The sequence below is a fragment of the Pseudomonas delhiensis genome (assembly GCF_900187975.1).
GTDB lineage: Bacteria > Pseudomonadota > Gammaproteobacteria > Pseudomonadales > Pseudomonadaceae > Pseudomonas > Pseudomonas delhiensis.
Genome location: NZ_FZPC01000012.1, coordinates 155,118 through 170,783, shown reverse-complemented (window position 1 = coordinate 170,783; position 15,666 = coordinate 155,118). Strand labels below are relative to the sequence as shown.

Annotated in this window: 16 protein-coding genes and 1 tRNA gene; 11 read left to right on the top strand and 6 right to left on the bottom strand. The window is 67.1% G+C overall.

What is annotated here, in order from left to right; all coding sequences use genetic code 11:
- The first annotated feature begins 107 nt into the window (after positions 1-107).
- The 3 genes from CHC02_RS13100 to CHC02_RS13090 all read left to right on the top strand — a co-directional run bounded on the left by CHC02_RS13100 (position 108) and on the right by CHC02_RS13090 (position 4,122).
- On the top strand, positions 108-1,406 hold the full coding sequence (locus CHC02_RS13100; RefSeq protein ID WP_089391884.1) for an OprD family porin: 1,299 nt from the start codon (positions 108-110) through the stop codon (positions 1,404-1,406).
- 280 nt (positions 1,407-1,686) lie between these two features.
- Positions 1,687-2,826, top strand: a complete 1,140-nt coding sequence (locus tag CHC02_RS13095) for an acyl-CoA dehydrogenase family protein (RefSeq protein ID WP_089391883.1) — start codon at positions 1,687-1,689, stop codon at positions 2,824-2,826.
- A 114-nt stretch (positions 2,827-2,940) separates the two neighbouring features.
- Positions 2,941-4,122 (top strand): CaiB/BaiF CoA transferase family protein, encoded by a 1,182-nt coding sequence (locus CHC02_RS13090; RefSeq protein ID WP_089391882.1) that lies wholly within the window; start codon positions 2,941-2,943, stop codon positions 4,120-4,122.
- A 6-nt stretch (positions 4,123-4,128) separates the two neighbouring features.
- On the opposite strand, the gene CHC02_RS13085 is transcribed toward CHC02_RS13090, so the two are convergent.
- The 3 genes from CHC02_RS13085 to CHC02_RS13075 form a co-directional block, all read right to left on the bottom strand.
- Entirely contained in the window at positions 4,129-4,626 is a 498-nt protein-coding gene (locus CHC02_RS13085; protein WP_089391881.1) for a SprT family zinc-dependent metalloprotease, read from the bottom strand.
- Between the two features lie 443 nt (positions 4,627-5,069).
- On the bottom strand, positions 5,070-5,666 hold the full coding sequence (locus CHC02_RS13080) for a Yip1 family protein (RefSeq protein WP_089391880.1): 597 nt from the start codon (positions 5,664-5,666) through the stop codon (positions 5,070-5,072).
- Between the two features lie 161 nt (positions 5,667-5,827).
- A complete protein-coding gene (locus CHC02_RS13075) occupies positions 5,828-6,424 on the bottom strand; it encodes a DNA-J related domain-containing protein (protein WP_089391906.1) in 597 nt (198 codons plus the stop codon).
- Between the two features lie 89 nt (positions 6,425-6,513).
- On the opposite strand from CHC02_RS13075, the gene ttcA reads away from it, so the two are divergent.
- Together ttcA and CHC02_RS13065 are read left to right on the top strand one after the other, a co-directional pair.
- A complete protein-coding gene (gene ttcA / locus CHC02_RS13070; RefSeq protein WP_089391879.1) occupies positions 6,514-7,341 on the top strand; it encodes a tRNA 2-thiocytidine(32) synthetase TtcA in 828 nt (275 codons plus the stop codon).
- Positions 7,342-7,354: 13 nt separating this feature from the next.
- On the top strand, positions 7,355-8,026 hold the full coding sequence (locus tag CHC02_RS13065; protein ID WP_089391878.1) for a DNA-3-methyladenine glycosylase I: 672 nt from the start codon (positions 7,355-7,357) through the stop codon (positions 8,024-8,026).
- Here CHC02_RS13065 and CHC02_RS13060 read toward each other — a convergent pair.
- A complete protein-coding gene (locus tag CHC02_RS13060; protein WP_089391877.1) occupies positions 8,023-9,438 on the bottom strand; it encodes a basic amino acid/polyamine antiporter in 1,416 nt (471 codons plus the stop codon). The genes CHC02_RS13065 and CHC02_RS13060 overlap by 4 nt on opposite strands.
- Positions 9,439-9,562: 124 nt before the next feature.
- Positions 9,563-10,327: a dimethylargininase gene (ddaH, locus tag CHC02_RS13055; protein ID WP_089391876.1), complete on the bottom strand. Its 765-nt coding sequence runs from the start codon at positions 10,325-10,327 to the stop codon at positions 9,563-9,565.
- Positions 10,328-10,504: 177 nt separating this feature from the next.
- Between ddaH and CHC02_RS13050 the strand changes: the two genes are divergently transcribed.
- From CHC02_RS13050 to CHC02_RS13025, 6 genes are all read left to right on the top strand, one after another.
- Complete coding sequence (locus CHC02_RS13050; RefSeq protein WP_089391875.1) at positions 10,505-11,908, top strand: sigma-54 interaction domain-containing protein; 1,404 nt, start codon at positions 10,505-10,507, stop codon at positions 11,906-11,908.
- Between the two features lie 13 nt (positions 11,909-11,921).
- Positions 11,922-12,686 carry an NAD-dependent protein deacylase gene (locus tag CHC02_RS13045; protein WP_089391874.1) on the top strand — a complete coding sequence of 255 codons (765 nt, stop codon included), beginning with the start codon at positions 11,922-11,924 and terminating at the stop codon, positions 12,684-12,686.
- 65 nt (positions 12,687-12,751) lie between these two features.
- The gene (locus CHC02_RS13040) at positions 12,752-13,384 is read left to right on the top strand and encodes a C40 family peptidase (protein WP_089391873.1); all 633 of its coding nucleotides are present in this window, start codon (positions 12,752-12,754) and stop codon (positions 13,382-13,384) included.
- A gap of 82 nt (positions 13,385-13,466) precedes the next feature.
- Positions 13,467-14,000 carry a C40 family peptidase gene (locus CHC02_RS13035; RefSeq protein WP_089391872.1) on the top strand — a complete coding sequence of 178 codons (534 nt, stop codon included), beginning with the start codon at positions 13,467-13,469 and terminating at the stop codon, positions 13,998-14,000.
- Between the two features lie 15 nt (positions 14,001-14,015).
- The gene (locus CHC02_RS13030) at positions 14,016-14,678 is read left to right on the top strand and encodes a class I SAM-dependent methyltransferase (RefSeq protein ID WP_089391871.1); all 663 of its coding nucleotides are present in this window, start codon (positions 14,016-14,018) and stop codon (positions 14,676-14,678) included.
- A gap of 56 nt (positions 14,679-14,734) precedes the next feature.
- Positions 14,735-14,810 (top strand) — tRNA-Ala (locus CHC02_RS13025).
- A 53-nt stretch (positions 14,811-14,863) separates the two neighbouring features.
- Here CHC02_RS13025 and CHC02_RS13020 read toward each other — a convergent pair.
- The gene (locus CHC02_RS13020; protein ID WP_089391870.1) at positions 14,864-15,562 is read right to left on the bottom strand and encodes a pirin family protein; all 699 of its coding nucleotides are present in this window, start codon (positions 15,560-15,562) and stop codon (positions 14,864-14,866) included.
- Positions 15,563-15,666 lie beyond the last annotated feature (104 nt).

Genomic DNA, 15,666 nt, shown 5'->3' with positions numbered 1-15,666 from the left:
GCAACACAGAAGAGCCGCCAAACGGCTGCGCGAGACCATGGGGGCCGCGCCCTGCATGCCAGGCGCTCAGCGTGTTCAACGCTTAAAACACCATAAGGGGAATCCTGATGATCCGTAAGAACTACGCCGGTTTTGCCATGGGCGGGCTGGCGCAGGCCGTGCTCGGCGCCAGCATTGTCGTACCCGCAGTCGCTCACGCCGACTTCATTTCGGACAGCAAGGCCAACGTTGAACTGCGCAACTTCTACTTCAACCGGGATTTCCGCAGTTCCACCCAGGCGCAGCAGAGCAAGCAGGAAGAGTGGGGCCAGGGCTTCATCCTGAAGTTCGAGTCGGGCTACACCGACGGCACCATCGGCGTGGGCGTCGACGGCATCGCCGCCCTGGGCCTGAAGCTGGACTCCAGCGCGGACCGCACCGGCACCGGCCTGCTGCCCAAGACCGCCGATGGCGACGCCCCGGACGACTTCAGCAAGGGCGGCGCCACCCTCAAGCTGCGCTACGAGAAGAACACCCTGAAGATGGGCACCCTGACGCCCAAGCTGCCTGTTGTCGTGACCAACGACAGCCGCCTGCTGCCGCAGCTCTTCGTGGGCAGCGCGGTCAACTCCACCCAGCTCGACGGCCTGAACTTCGACGCCGGCCGCCTGAACCAGACCAACCGCCGCGACTCCTCCAACTACGAGGAAATGACCGTCACCACCGGCGGCAAGAAGAACATCACCGTGCGCAGCGGCAACACCACCAACGAGTTCGACTACGCCGGCGCCACCTACAACTGGACCAAGAACTTCAGCACCGGCTACCACTACGGCCAACTGGACGACTTCTACAAGCAGCACTACCTGACCGTCGGCTGGACCCTGCCGATCGCCGAAGGCCAGTCGCTGAAGTCCGACATCCGCTGGGCCAAGTCCACCGACGACGGCGGCAGCAACGTCGACAACAAGGCGTTCAACGCCATGGTCACCTACAACCTGGGTTACCACGCCTTCGGCGTCGGCTACCAGAAGATGAGCGGTGACACCGGCTTCGCCTACATCAACGGCACCGACCCCTACCTGGTGAACTACATCCAGATCCTGGACTTCGCCAACAAGGACGAGAAGTCCTGGCAGGCCCGCTACGACTACAACTTCGCCGGCCTCGGCATCCCCGGCCTGACCTTCATGACCCGCTACGTGAAGGGCGACAACGTCGACCTGCTCAACGCCAGCGGCGACGAAGGCAAGGAATGGGAACGCGACACCGACATCGCCTACGTCGTCCAGGAAGGCGCGCTCAAGGGCTTCGGCATCAAGTGGCGCAACGCGACCACCCGCAGCGACTTCGCCCGCAACAGCGCCTCGTCCAACAAGGCCGACGAGAACCGCCTGATCCTCAGCTACACCATGCCGCTGTGGTGACAGCGCGCTGAAGCGAGACGTCACTCCTATGGTTTGGGCCCCGCCACCTGGCGGGGCTTTTTTGTCAGCGGGCCGCCGCGAAGGCCGCAGGCGTTATCCGCCCCATGGCCGTGCGTCCCCGGAACCGTAGGAGCGGACTTCGTCCGCGATGCTCTTCGACTCCACGCGTCGATCACCGCTTGAACGAAAGCGTCAATCCAGGCTGAGCGCTGCCGTCATTGAGGCGCGGCGGGGCTGGCACCTAACCTGCCGGCACCTCCACCGACCAGGATTCGCCGCCATGCAGCGCATACACTTCGAGACCGAGCACAACCTGTTCCGCGATGCCTTCGCCGCCTTCCTCGCCAAGGAAGTGGTGCCGCACCAGGAGGCCTGGGAAGAGGCCGGGGTGGTCGACCGCAGCGTCTGGCTGAAGGCTGGCGAGCAGGGCTTCCTGCTGCCCTGGGCCGACGAGGAATACGGCGGCGCCGGACTGAAGGACTTCCGCTACGAGCAGATCATGTGCGAGGAGCTGGCGCGCATCAACGAGCCGGGCTTCATGATCCCGCTGCACTCCGCGCTGTGCGGGCCCTACATCGCCGAGTACGGCAGCCCCGAGCAGAAGGCGCGTTTCCTGCCCGGGATCATCCGCGGCGAAACCATCCTCGCCGTGGCCATGACCGAGCCCGCCGCCGGCTCCGACCTGGCCGGCATGCGCACCACCGCGGTGGACAAGGGCGACCACTACGTCCTCAACGGCTCCAAGGTGTTCATCTCCAACGGCCTGCTGGCCGACCTGGTGATAGTCGCGGCCAAGACCGACCCCAACAACAAGCACGCCATGGGCCTGTTCCTGGTGGAGCGCGGCATGCCTGGCTTCGAGCGCGGGCGCAACCTGAAGAAGCTGGGCATGAAGAGCCAGGACACCGCCGAGCTGTTCTTCAACGACGTCAAGGTGCCCAAGGAGAACCTGCTGGGCGACGCCAAGGGCGGCTTCTACTACCTGATGAACATGCTCGCCCAGGAGCGCCTGACCAACGCCTGCGGCGCGGTGGCCGGGGCCGAGGCGGCGCTGCAGGCGACCATCGACTACGTGAAGGAGCGCAAGGCCTTCGACCGCCCCATCGCGCACTTCCAGAACACCCGCTTCAAGCTCGCCGAGATGCGCACCCAGGTGGACGTGGCCCAGGTGTTCACCGACCGTTGCGTGATGGACCACAACCAGAAGAAGCTCAGCCCCGAGGTGGCCGCCGAGGCCAAGCTGTTCACCACCGAACTGCTCGGCAAGGTGGTCGACGAGGGCGTGCAACTGCACGGCGGCTGGGGTTACATGTGGGAGTACCCGATCTGCCGGATGTACGCCAATGCGCGCATCCAGCGCATCTTCGCCGGCACCTCGGAGATCATGAAGGAAATCATCAGCCGCGGCATGAAGCTCTGAGGCCCGGCTGCTTCACTGGATTCCCGCGTTCGCGGGAATGACGGGAAAGGCTAGTTCACGGACAGTGTCTTCCCCGCGAACGCGGGGAGCCAGCAAACCAAACCAGGAGTTCCCATGAAAGGCCCGCTCGCCTCGCTGAAAGTCCTCGACTTCTCCACCCTGCTGCCGGGGCCCTTCGCCTCGCTGCTGCTGGCCGACATGGGCGCGCAGGTGCTGCGCGTGGAATCGCCCACGCGCATGGACCTGGTGCGCGTGCTGCCGCCCCACGACGAGGGCGTCTCGGCCAGCCATGCCTACCTCAACCGCAACAAGCGCAGCATCGCCCTGGACCTGAAGCGGCCCGAGGCGGTGGAGGTGGTGAAGCAACTGGTGCGCGAGTACGACATCGTCCTGGAACAGTTCCGCCCCGGCGTGATGGACAAGCTGGGCGTCGGCTACGAGGCGCTCAAGGCCATCAACCCGAGGCTCATCTACGTCTCCATCACCGGCTACGGCCAGACCGGGCCCTACCGCGACCGCGCCGGGCACGACATCAACTACCTGGCCCTGGCCGGCGTGGCCAGCTACACCGGCCGCCGCGATACCGGCCCGCTGCCCCTGGGCGTGCAGCTGGCGGACCTGGCCGGCGGCTCGCTGCACGGGGTGATGGGCCTGCTGGCCGCGGTGATCCACCGCCAGCAGACCGGCGAGGGCCAGCAGGTGGACATCAGCATGACCGACTGCGCCTTCAGCCTGAACGGCATGGCCGGCGCCGGCTACCTGGCCTGCGGCGTGGAGCCGGGCATGGAGACCCAGGCGCTGAACGGCGGCAGTTTCTACGACTACTACCGCACCCGCGACGGCCGCTGGTTCTCGGTGGGCAGCCTGGAGCCGCAGTTCATGCAGCAGTTCTGCGCCGCCATCGGCCGCCCGGAGCTGGCCGCCCGCGGGCTGTCGCCCAAGGCCGAGGACCAGCAGCTGCTCAAGCGCGAGATCGCCATCGAGTTCGAGAAGCGCGACTTCGCCGACTGGTGCGAGCGTTTCGCCGCCGTGGACGCCTGCGTGGAGCCCATGCTGCCACTGTCCGAAGCGGTGGAGCACCCGCAGATCCAGGCCCGCGGCCTGGTCACCGAGGTGCCCCGCGGCGATGGCCGCAGCCAGCGGCAGATGGCCTGCCCGATCCGCTTCTCCGCCGGCCTGCCGGCGCCCAGGCACATAGGCGTGGCCGCGGGCGCGCACAGCGCCGAGGTGCTGGCCGAGCTGGGCTACAGCGACGAGCAGGTGGCGGCGCTGAAGGCGGCCAAGGTGATCGCCTGAAGGGGCTTACTCGCGCACCACTTCGCCGGTGAACACCAGGGTGGTGCGGCAGCGCCGGCAGTAGTAGCGGCGGCCCTGGGCCACCAGGTTGTGGCGCTGGGCGGAGAAGGGGAAGTCGGGGTTCTCGTCGCAGCGGCAGCGGTAGATGTAGCGCGTGGCGCGGCGCCGCTTGACCTCGTAGGTGTGGCAGCGGTCCGGCGGCAGGCCATAGACGCCGCGCATGATCAGCTGCCATTCCTCGCCATGGGGGCGGATGCGCGGGCCGAACATCTGGTGGGCGATCAGGTGGGCGACCTCGTGGGCCACGGTCTGCTTGAGGAAGTGCTCGCGGTTCTCGCGGTAGAGCTGGGGGTTGAAGCGCAGCAGGTTCTCGTCCAGGTGCGCCACCCCGGCCTTCTGCCCGCGCAGGCGGAAGCTCACTTCCGGGCGCGGGAAGCGGCGCTGGAAGAAGCCTTCTGCCATCTGGTAGCAGGCTTCGACACGGGCGTTGAGCTGTTCGGGCATACAGTATTTTCTCCGGCGGCTGCCGATTATGCCGGAGCTGCGGGCGTTGTGCAGGCCGCTCGTCTGTCGTGCAGGTTCGGGCAAGCCGGGCGGAGTTTCAGGCAAGGCTGGCAGGTTGCTCTGCGTAGGAGCGAGCTTGCTCGCGAACGGCGCTTCCCTGTTATTCCTGTTTGGCTTGGCACACCGCTCCCTCTCCCTAACCCTCTCCCTGAAGGGAGAGGGGACCGTTCGGTGGGGTTGGATGTTTCGGCGTCAGTTGGAGGCGAAGGTTCAGGTTGAAACCATGCCCACCAGCCGGTACGGACAAGCTCCCTCTCCCTTCAGGGAGAGGGCTGGGGAGAGGGTTGCGGACTTCGACAGCACTCTGTGGCCAAGCCAGAAACCGACCCTCCACAAACGAAAACCGGGCCCCCAGGGCCCGGTCTGCATTCGCCAGTCAAGCCTCAGGTATATTCCGGTCCCACGCCGCTGCCCCAGAGGATCACCGACAGCGCGATCATCGCCACCAGCACCACCAGGCCCACCGCCAGCACCGAACTGGAGAACAGGAAGCCTTCGTCCTTGGGAATGTTCATGAAGGTCGGGATGCCGACGTAGAGCAGGTAGACCGTGTAGCAGATCGCCGCGGTGCCTATGACCATGCCCAGCCACAGGTGCGGGTAGAGCGCGGCCACGCCGCCGATGAACAGCGGGGTCGCCGTGTAGGCGGCGAAGACTATGCACTGGGTCATGCTCGGGGTGGCGTCGTAGGTACGCGCCATCCAGTGGATGAAGGCGCCCATGACGGCGACGCCGGCGAGCATCGCCAGGTAGGTGAGCACGGTGAGCTGGATCGCGCTCGCCGGTGTCAACTTGACCGGTCCCGCGCTGCCCAGCACCCAACCCACCTGGGTGGTGCCAATGTAGGCGCAGATGACCGGGATGGCAGCCAATATCAGCACATGGGTCAGGTACATGTGGCTGATGCTTTCTTCTTCGCCGCGGATTTCCTGCCATTCCTGATCGGGATGGGTGAAGAGCCCCCACACATGATGGATCATCTCGGCAACCTCCTCGTTATTATGCAGGCCGCCTCCCAGCGCCGCGCCGGGGACGCGTGGACAGCGCCTTCCGGTGCCCGTCAGACTCGTGCGACCTTGTGTCGCAGTATAGGAAAGGCCCCAAGGCCGCGTCCTGCCTGGGGTTAGAGCAAATCGGAGCTTCATGGGCGGCTGTAATAGCGCTCGAGAATTTCCATCGCCTTGTTGATCGACTGCAGGCGCGTGGTGCTGCCGCCGCGGTCCGGGTGGTGCTGGCTGACCAGCTGGCGGTAGCGCAGCTTGATCAGCGCGTAGTCCACGGGGCCGTCCTCCAGCTCGAACAGCGCTAGCGCGGCGGCCTTCTCGCCATCGCCTTGCATGCGCGTCCAGAAGCTCTCCAGCAGCTTCTCCACGTCGCGCTCGGTGGTGTCGCGCAGGTTGCTCTCGTCCAGGTAGTAGGCGCGCAGCGGGTCGCTTTCCACCAGGCCCGGCGCGCCGCTCTGCCAGGGCAGCAGGCGGATCTGCAGCGGGCCGATCTGCAGGAAGCCGGCTTCTTCGGCGCAAAGCTCATCGCGCAGGCGGTAGAGGGCGTTGAACACCAGGAAGTGGGTACGGAACAACACCAGCTTGTCCAGCAGCGGCAGGTGCGGGATGTGCGTGGAATGCCGCGCCTTCAGCTGCTGGATCAGCTGGTATTCGGAGAGGCCTTCGGGGGCCTCGCGCAGCAGTTCGAGCAACTGCCCGGCGAGGTCGAGGCGGGCGTCGAGGTCGCAAGTCATGGGCATGAGCCTAGCATCAGGCTACCGATGAAGGCGGGGTGCGCGTAAAATAACCAGCTTTTCGTCTTCCCCCCGGATTCCACAGCACCATGGCCAGTACCCTTTCGGTCAACCAGAACAAACTGCAGAAACGCCTGCGCCGCCAGGTCGGCGAGGCCATCGCCGACTTCAACATGATCGAGGACGGCGACAAGGTCATGGTCTGCCTGTCCGGCGGCAAGGACAGCTACACCCTGCTCGACGTCCTGCTGTACCTGCAGAAGGTCGCGCCCATCCAGTTCGAGATAGTCGCGGTGAACATGGACCAGAAGCAGCCCGGCTTCCCCGAGCACGTGCTGCCGGCCTACCTGGAATCCATCGGCGTGCAGTACCACATCATCGAGAAGGACACCTACTCGGTGGTGAAGGAGAAGATCCCCGAGGGCAAGACCACCTGCTCGCTGTGCTCGCGCCTGCGCCGCGGCACCCTCTACACCTACGCCGACGAGATAGGCGCGACCAAGATGGCGCTGGGGCACCACCGCGACGACATCCTCGAGACCTTCTTCCTCAACATGTTCTACGGCGGCACCCTCAAGGCCATGCCGCCCAAGCTGCTGTCCGACGACGGCCGCAACGTGGTGATCCGCCCGCTGGCCTACTGCAACGAGAAGGACATCGAGGCCTACTCGCAGCTCAAGGCATTCCCGATCATCCCCTGCAACCTCTGCGGCTCGCAGGAGAACCTGCAGCGCCAGGTGGTCAAGGAGATGCTGCTGGAGTGGGAGCGCAAGACCCCCGGCCGCACCGAAATCATGTTCCGCGCCCTGCAGAACGTGGTGCCCTCGCAGCTGGCCGACCGCAACCTGTTCGACTTCGCCAGCCTGCGCATCGACGACAACGCCACGCCGCGCTTCGTCGACGTGATGAACCTGTAATAAAGGAAGGGCGATGCGCGACTACCAATGGCTGCACGAATACTGCCTGAACCGCTTCGGCTCGGTGGCGGCGCTGGAAGCGCGCCTGCCGCAGCCCAAGAGCCCGGCCGAACTGGCCGCGGTGAGCGATGACCGCTACCTGTCGCTGATCAGCCTGCGCATCTTCCGCGCCGGCCTCAAGCACAGCCTGGTGGACGCCAAGTGGCCGGCCTTCGAGGAAGTGTTCTTCGGCTTCGACCCGCACAAGGTGGTGCTCATGGGCGGCGAACGCCTGGAGAACCTGATGCAGGACACCCGCCTGATCCGCCACCTGGGCAAGCTCAAGAGCGTGCCGCGCAACGCCCAGATGGTCCTCGACATCGCCCATGAGCATGGCAGCTTCGGCAAGCTGCTGGCGGACTGGCCGGTGACCGACATCGTCGGCCTGTGGAAGCTGCTGGCCAAGCGCGGCAACCAGTTGGGCGGGCTGTCGGCGCCGCGCTTCCTGCGCATGGCCGGCAAGGACACCTTCATTCCCTCCGACGACGTGGTCGCCGCGCTCAAGGCCCAGGAAGTCATCGACAAGGCGCCCACCAGCCAGAAGGACCTCGCCGCCGTGCAGGCCGCCTTCAACGCCTGGCACGAGCAGAGCGGCCGGCCGCTGTGCCAGCTCTCGATGATGTTGTCGTACACCGTCAACCACTAGAGCCCCAGCCGGCCGCTGCCGACCATCCACAGCGCCACCAGCGCCAGGACCAGCACCAGCGCGCCCAGCGCCCGTTCGCCGGCGTTGCCGAAGGCCGCCAGGCCGCGCTGGCGCCGGGCGCGGACGAAGAAGCCCAGCCCCGGGGCGTAGAGGATCATCGACAGCAGCAGGTACTTCAGGCCGGCGGCGTAGAGCAGCCAGACGCCATAGACCGTGCCCAGCGTCGCCATCGCCAGCAGCGCCGGGGTGGGCTGGCGCAGCACGCGCCTGAGGCAGAAGCCGGCGCACAGCAGGTAGGGGATCAGCGCCATCGAGGTGGCCAGTTGGATCAGCGCGTTGTAGCCCGAGGCGTTGAGGAAGGCGATCAGCAGCAGTACCGAGATCAGCGTGCTGGTCAGCCAGAGCGCCGGGGCGGGCGTGTCGACCGCATTGGTCCTGCCGAACAGCGCCGGCGCGGTGTGTCCTTCGCCGCGGCCGGCCAGGTAGAGCATCTCCACCGCCAGCATGGTCCAGGCCAGCAGTGCGCCGCCCACCGAGACGATCAGCCCGATGTTGATCAGCGTGGCGCCCCAGGGCCCGACGGCGGCCGCCATCACCTGGGCCATCGACGGGTTCTTCATCTGCGCCAGTTCGTGCTGCGGTACCACCCCCAGCGACAGCACCGAGACGCAGACCAGCAACAGCAGGGTGATGACGAAACCGAGCAGGGTGGCCCGGCTGACGTCGGCCGCGCGCCGCGCGTGGCTGGCGTAGACGGTGGCGCTCTCGATGCCGAGGAAGACCCACACGGTGTACAGCATGGTGGTTTCCACCTGGCGGGTGATGTTGCCCAGCGCCGGACTGCCCCAGAAGTCCAGGCGGAACACCTCGACGCGGAACGCCAGGGCGACGCAGAGGATGAACAGGGCGATGGGCACCACCTTGGCCAGGGTGACGATGGCATTGGTGATGGCCGCGTTGTGCACCCCGTGCAGGACGAAGGCGTGCATCAGCCAGAGCACCGCCAGCTCGCCGAGCAGCGCCGGCCAGGTGGTGCCGTCGCCGAAGAAGGCCAGCGCGCCGAACGAGCCCAGGGCGCTGAACAGCACCACCAGGTAGCCGGCGTTGCCGACCCAGGCGGAAATCCAGTAGCCCCAGGCGGCGTTGAAGCCCAGGTACTCGCCGAAGCCCTCGCGGGCGTAGCCGTAGACGCCGTCGTCCAGCTCCGGGCAGGTGGTCGACAGCCACTGGAACACCCGCGTCAGCGTCAGCATGCCGACGAAGGTGATGCCCCAGGCGATGAGGATGGCCCCGGCGCCGGCGCCTTCGGCCATGTTTTGCGGCAGGCTGAAGATACCGCTGCCGATGATACCGCCCACCACCAGGGCGGTCAGCGCCGGCAGGCCCAGCTTTCCTTTATCCGAAATCGACATCTTGCGCCTCCGAGACGGCAACCGGTGGCGTGGCGGCGGGGGCCGCCACGCGTGAGCGCCGGCGAAGGGGAGGGGGCCCGCGCCGGCGTCGACGGGCCGCAGGGCCCGCCGGCAGGGCGGCCGATCAGAAGCGCAGGGACATGCAGCTGACGCCGCCGTCGATCTTGCGGTACTCGGAGGTGTCGACCTCGATCACCCGGTAGCCGAGGTCGGCGATCTTCTGCCGCGTCCGCGGGTAGCCGGCGGGCATGATCACCCGCTCGTTGACCCAGATGCAGTTGGCCGCATAGGCCTCTTCCTCGGGGATCTCGACGATGTTCAGGTGCTGGAACTCCGGCTTGCTGATGAACTCGCCGGCGGCCAGCAGGTTGCCGTGCTCCAGGTAGGCCAGCCCGGTCTTCAGGTGCAGCACCTTTTCCAGGCGCACCACCGAGCCGGTGAAGCCGTGCTTCTCGAGCAGGGCGATCATCTGCCGGGCGCCCTCGGCGTTGGTGCGCGCCGATTCGCCGATGTAGAAGTGCTCGCCGACCATCATGATGTCGCCGGCCTCGACCGTGCCGGGCGCCTCGATGCGCTCGACCTTGCCCGGGTAGAAGCGCTGGATGGTCTGCTCGATGATCGCGGTCTCGCCGCGCCGCGACTCGGCGCCGGGGCGGGTGATGATGGCGCAGCGCGAGGTGCAGAGCACCGGGTCCTCGACGAACACCGAGTCGGGGAAGCGCTCGTCCGGCGGCAGCAGGGTGATGTCCACGTCGCAGGTCTGCAGTGCGCGGATGTAGGCGTTGTGCTGCTCCAGGGCCCTGGCGAAGTCCGGCTTGCCCAGGTGGCTGGAGGTCAGGCCGTCGACCAGGCTGCTGGCCGGGGTGCGGGCGATGATGTGCTTGAACATGGCGTTTCCTCTTGCAGGTGGATGCTCGTCACGTTGCAAGGCATGGGCCAGGCGGGCCGGCGCGTCGATGACGGTTTTGCTGGCCCGGCGTTGACCGGGGGCGGTGCGGGCTCGCGCGTTTTCGTCGAAACTGGGACGGTTGTCGAAATCCGGACGGATAGGAAGGGCTGGGCTGCCATGGCTATTGTCGAAAATGCGACGGTTCCTGCGGAAAAGGATGAATTGCGCTGGCTGGTGGACAGCCTGGCGCCGATCTTCGACGGGCTGCGGCAACCGGTCACGGTGGTCGATACCCAGGGGCGCTTCGTCTACTACAACCGGGCCAGTGGCCTGCTCGACGGTCTCGACCCCCGGCAGGCGCTGGGCATGCACGTGCTGCAGAGCGCGCCCTGGCTGCCGGCCGGGCAGAGCACCCTGCTGCGCTGCCTGGCCCAGGGGCGGCCATCCATCGATACGCTGCAGGCCTACGTCGGCGCCGGCGGCGAGCTGCTGCAGTACCGGCACCGGGCGATCCCGCTGCACGGCCGCGAGGGTCAACTGCTCGGGGCGATGGAGGTGGGCGAGGTGGTGGCGGAGGGCGCCGACGCGGACGGCGAGCCGGACTGCCCGCCGATCCTCAGCGTCACGCCCGGCCTGCTGCGGCAGCTGCAGCGCCTGGACATCTTCGCCGCGACCGACCTGCCGCTGCTGATCCATGGCGAGACCGGCACCGGCAAGGAACTCTTCGCCCGCCGTGCCCATGCCCTGAGCCCGCGGCGCGGCGGCCCGATGATCGCCCTGAACTGCGCGGCCATCCCCGAGACGCTGCTGGAAAGCACCCTGTTCGGCACCACCCGCGGCGCCTTCACCGGCGCCGAGAACCGCAAGGGCATGTTCGCCCTGGCCGAAGGCGGCACGCTGTTCCTCGACGAGATCAACTCCATGCCCATGGCCCTGCAAAGCAAGCTGCTGCGCGTGCTGCAGGACGGCAGCTACCTGCCGCTGGGCGGCCTGCGGCCGATGCAGGCGGACGTGCGCCTGATCGCCGCGAGCAACCAGGCGCCGCGCCAGGCGATCGCCGAGGGGCGCCTGCGCGAGGACCTCTACTACCGGCTGGAGGTCGGTAGCCTGAGCATCCCGCCGCTGCGCGAACGGCCCGCGGACGTCGAGCTGCTGGCCCGGGCCTTCGTGCGCCGCGATGCACGCAGCCTGAACCCGCAGGTGACGGCCCTGGGGCCGCGGGCGCTGGCGCGCCTGCAGGCCTGCGCCTGGCCGGGCAACGTGCGCCAGTTGGAGAACGTGATCCGCCGCAGCCTGCTGTTGCATGGCCAGGCTGGCGCGGTGCTCGACGAGGTGGTCTTCGCCGACGAAGCGCCGGAGGACGTGGCGGCCAGCGCCACGGCCGATGACGCGGCGCCGGCGATGGGCTTGCGCGAAAGGCTGGCGGAACACGAGCGCGAGCTGATAGAAGAGGCCTTGCGCCGGGCGCGCGGGAACCTCTCGCAGGCGGCCGCCAGCCTGCGGATCCCGCGCACCACGCTGCTGGGGCGCCTGCAACGCCTCGCCGCGCAGCATCCACCCGCTGGCGACGCGCCAGCCTGACAGGAACCACCCCATGGACGCTTCGATGGCCGCGCTCGTCCACGCCCTGCAGGGCGCCGAGCGCATCCTGGTGATCACCGGCGCCGGCCTCTCGGCGGATTCCGGCATGCCCACCTACCGTGGCCTGGGCGGCCTGTACAACGGCGTGACCGAGGAAGGCATCGCCATCGAGACGGCCATCTCCGGGCCCATGCTGCGGCACGACCCGGCGCTGTGCTGGAAATACCTGGCGCAGCTCGGCCGGGCCTGCCTCGCCGCCACGCCCAACGCCGGCCACGAGGCCATCGCCGAACTGCAGCGGCGCAAGCCGGGGTGCTGGGTGCTGACGCAGAACATCGACGGCTTCCATCGCCGGGCCGGCTCGCCGCCGGAGCGGCTGATCGAGATCCACGGCGAACTGCGGCCGTTGTTCTGCCAGTCGTGCGGGGCCGAAAGCGATGAGCTGGAGGCGCACCTGCAGCGTCCGCTGCCGCCACGTTGCGCGGACTGCGGCGGCGTGCTGCGGCCACCGGTGGTGCTGTTCGAGGAGATGTTGCCGGAGGCGGCGATCGACAGCCTCTACGGCGAACTGCGCAAGGGCTTCGAGGTGGTGCTGCTGGTGGGGACCACGGCGAGCTTCCCCTACATCGTCGAGCCGGTGCTGCGCACCCGCGCCGCCGGTGGCTTCGTCGCCGAGGTGAATCCGGGGCTGACCGACCTCAGCACGAGGGTCGATGCGAGAATTGTCGGTCGAGCCTTAGACATTCTGCCGCAACTGATAGGTCACATTTCGCGATAAAAAACTTGCATCGCCTCGATCGAGCGGGCACATTAGCGCGCTAATGGAACTAATGAGACACGGTCGTGCCCATGCTTAGACGCTTCGCACCCCTCGTGCCCATGAGTTTCGTCTTGCTGCTGGCCGCTTGCGCCAGCCATTCGCCGGAGTCCCAGCCGGGTCAACAGCAGGTCGCCGTAGAGCAGGCCACCCGCAGCTGGGCTCAGATTGACCACCATCAGGCAACGCTGGCGGATGTAGAAGACGAGGGGGCAGGAAATGATAACGGGAACCCGTCAGGGCGGGTTTCCAGTATTCTGGATCGCGCATTCGAACTGATCGGCACGCCGTATCGCTTCGGGGGCCGTTCGGAGAAAACCGGTTTCGATTGCAGCGGCTTCGTCGGCTATCTGTTCCGCGAAGAGGCTGGAATCAAGCTTCCGCGTTCCACGCGCGAGATGATCACCATGGACGTCCCGCTGGTCTCCAAGGAAGACCTGCAACCGGGCGACCTGATCTTCTTCAACAACCGTGGTCGCGGGCGCGTGAGCCACGCCGGCATCTACATCGGCGATGGCCAGTTCATCCACTCCGCCAGCCGCCGTGGCGGTGGTGTACGGGTGGACAACCTGGACGACAGCTACTGGCGCCTGAGCTACATGGAAGCCAAGCGCGTCCTGGAGCCGGGTTACCAGGCGCAGCAAACGGTAACGCGCTAATCTTAAAGTTTTACTTTAAGTATTGCGCTTAACCATTTGACGGTGCAAAGTGATGGCATTCCTGAAACGGGGATGCCATCACATGCATACCTCCCTTCGTATCCTCTCTCTCGCCTGCATCTCGCTGCTGGCCGCCTGCGCCAGCCATACGCCGCCTGCGCCGCCACCGGTGGTCTACGCCCCCTCGAACAACTTCGGCGGCGATTCCCGGGCCGCGGACGACGTGCTGATCCGCGCCATCGGCCTGGTGGGCACACCCTATCGCTGGGGCGGCAATACCCCTGACGGCGGTTTCGACTGCAGTGGCCTGATCGGCTACGTCTACCGCGACGCCACCGGCCTGCAGCTGCCGCGCTCCACCCGCGAGATGATCGGCATGCGTGCCCCCGTGGTCGGCCGCGAGGGCCTGCAGAGCGGCGACCTGGTGTTCTTCGCCACCAACGGTGGACGCAACGTCAGCCATGCGGGTATCTATGTCGGCGAGGGGCGCTTCGTGCATGCGCCCAGAACGGGCGGGACCGTACGCCTGGACAGCCTCGACAGCCCCTACTGGCAGCGGGCCTTCCTGGAAGCCAAGCGCGTCCTCGCGGTACAGAGCCTCGCCCTCCATCCCTGATCTCCAGGAGGGCCCATGACCACCCGTACGCTCAACCTCGACGACGCGCTCTATCAATACCTGCTGGACACCTCCCTGCGCGACACGCCGCTGAAGGCGCACCTGCGCGAGGAAACCGCCGCCCTGCCCACGGCACGCTGGCAGATCGCCCCCGAGCAGGGCCAGTTCCTCGCCCTGCTGGTGAAGCTGACCGGCGCCCGGCGCATCCTCGAAGTGGGTACCTTCACCGGCTACAGCGCCCTGTGCATGGCCGAGGCCCTGCCGGAAGACGGCCACATCCTCTGCTGCGACCTGCCCGGCGACTACAACGCCACGGCGCAGTCGTACTGGCGCGACGCCGGCGTCGAAAGCCGCATCGAACTGCGCCTGGGCCCGGCGCTGGACACCCTGGCCGGCCTGGAAAAGGCAGGGCAGGCGGGCAGCTTCGACATCGCCTTCATCGACGCCGACAAGGCCAACTACCCGCGCTACCTGGAACACGCCCTGGCGCTGCTGCGCCAGGGCGGCCTGGCGATCTTCGACAACGTGCTGTGGAGCGGCCGGGTGCTCGAAGCCAACCCGCAAAGCGCCGACACCCGCGCCATCCAGCAACTGAACCTGGCGCTGAAAACGGATGAGCGCGTGGATTATTCCCTGCTGCCGCTGGGCGACGGCATGGGGCTGTGCCGCAAGCGCTGAGCACCCGCGCGGGGCATTGCCTGGCGCCGCCGGCTGGGCTAGATTCTGCCTACCTCGGGCCGATAGCTCAGCTGGGAGAGCGCCGCGTTCGCAATGCGGAGGTCGGGAGTTCGATCCTCCTTCGGTCCACCAGACGAATGAAAAAGGGCACGCAAAGCGTGCCCTTTTTCGTTTCGCCACGGCCCTCAGGCAACATCCACCAGAATCACCTCGCTGTCCTCCAGCGCCGTCACCTTCACCATCGCTTCCTCAGCGATGGCGGCCCCGTCGCGGGCGGCGAGGGGCACGCCGTTGACTTCCACCTTGCCGGTCGCCGGCACCAGGTAGGCGCGGCGGTCGGCGCCCAGGGGGTACTCGGCGCTTTGCCCGGCCTTCAGGGTGGCTGCCACCAGGCGGCCGTCGGCGCGGATGCGCAGGGCGTCCTCGTCGCTCTCGAAGCCGCTGGCGAGGGTCACGAAGCGGCCGGCGCGGTCGCCTTTGGGGAACGGCTTGGCGCCCCAGGACGGCGTGCCGCCGCGTTGCGTCGGCAGGATCCAGATCTGGAAGATCCTGGTCACGTCCTTTTCCAGGTTGTACTCGGAGTGGACGATGCCGCTGCCGGCGCTCATCACCTGCACGTCGCCCGCCTCGGTGCGGCCCTTGTTGCCCAGGCTGTCCTGGTGGGTGATCGCACCCTGGCGCACGTAGGTGATGATTTCCATCTCGCGGTGCGGATGCGGCGGGAAGCCGGTGCCCGGGTCGATCTCGTCGTCGTTCCAGACGCGCAGGTTGCCCCAGCTCATGCGCTCGGGGTCGTAGTACTCGGCGAAGGAGAAGTGGTGCTTGGCGTTGAGCCAGCCGTGGTGGGCGCCGCCGAGCTGGTCGAAGGGTCTGCGTTCGATCATGGGATCAGTCCTCTTGGGGCGCAAGGCCGGCGGAGTGGCCGGCCTGCGCGGTTCATGGAGACTATGTTGATCCCGATCGTATCGATAAAAAAGCGCAAATATCC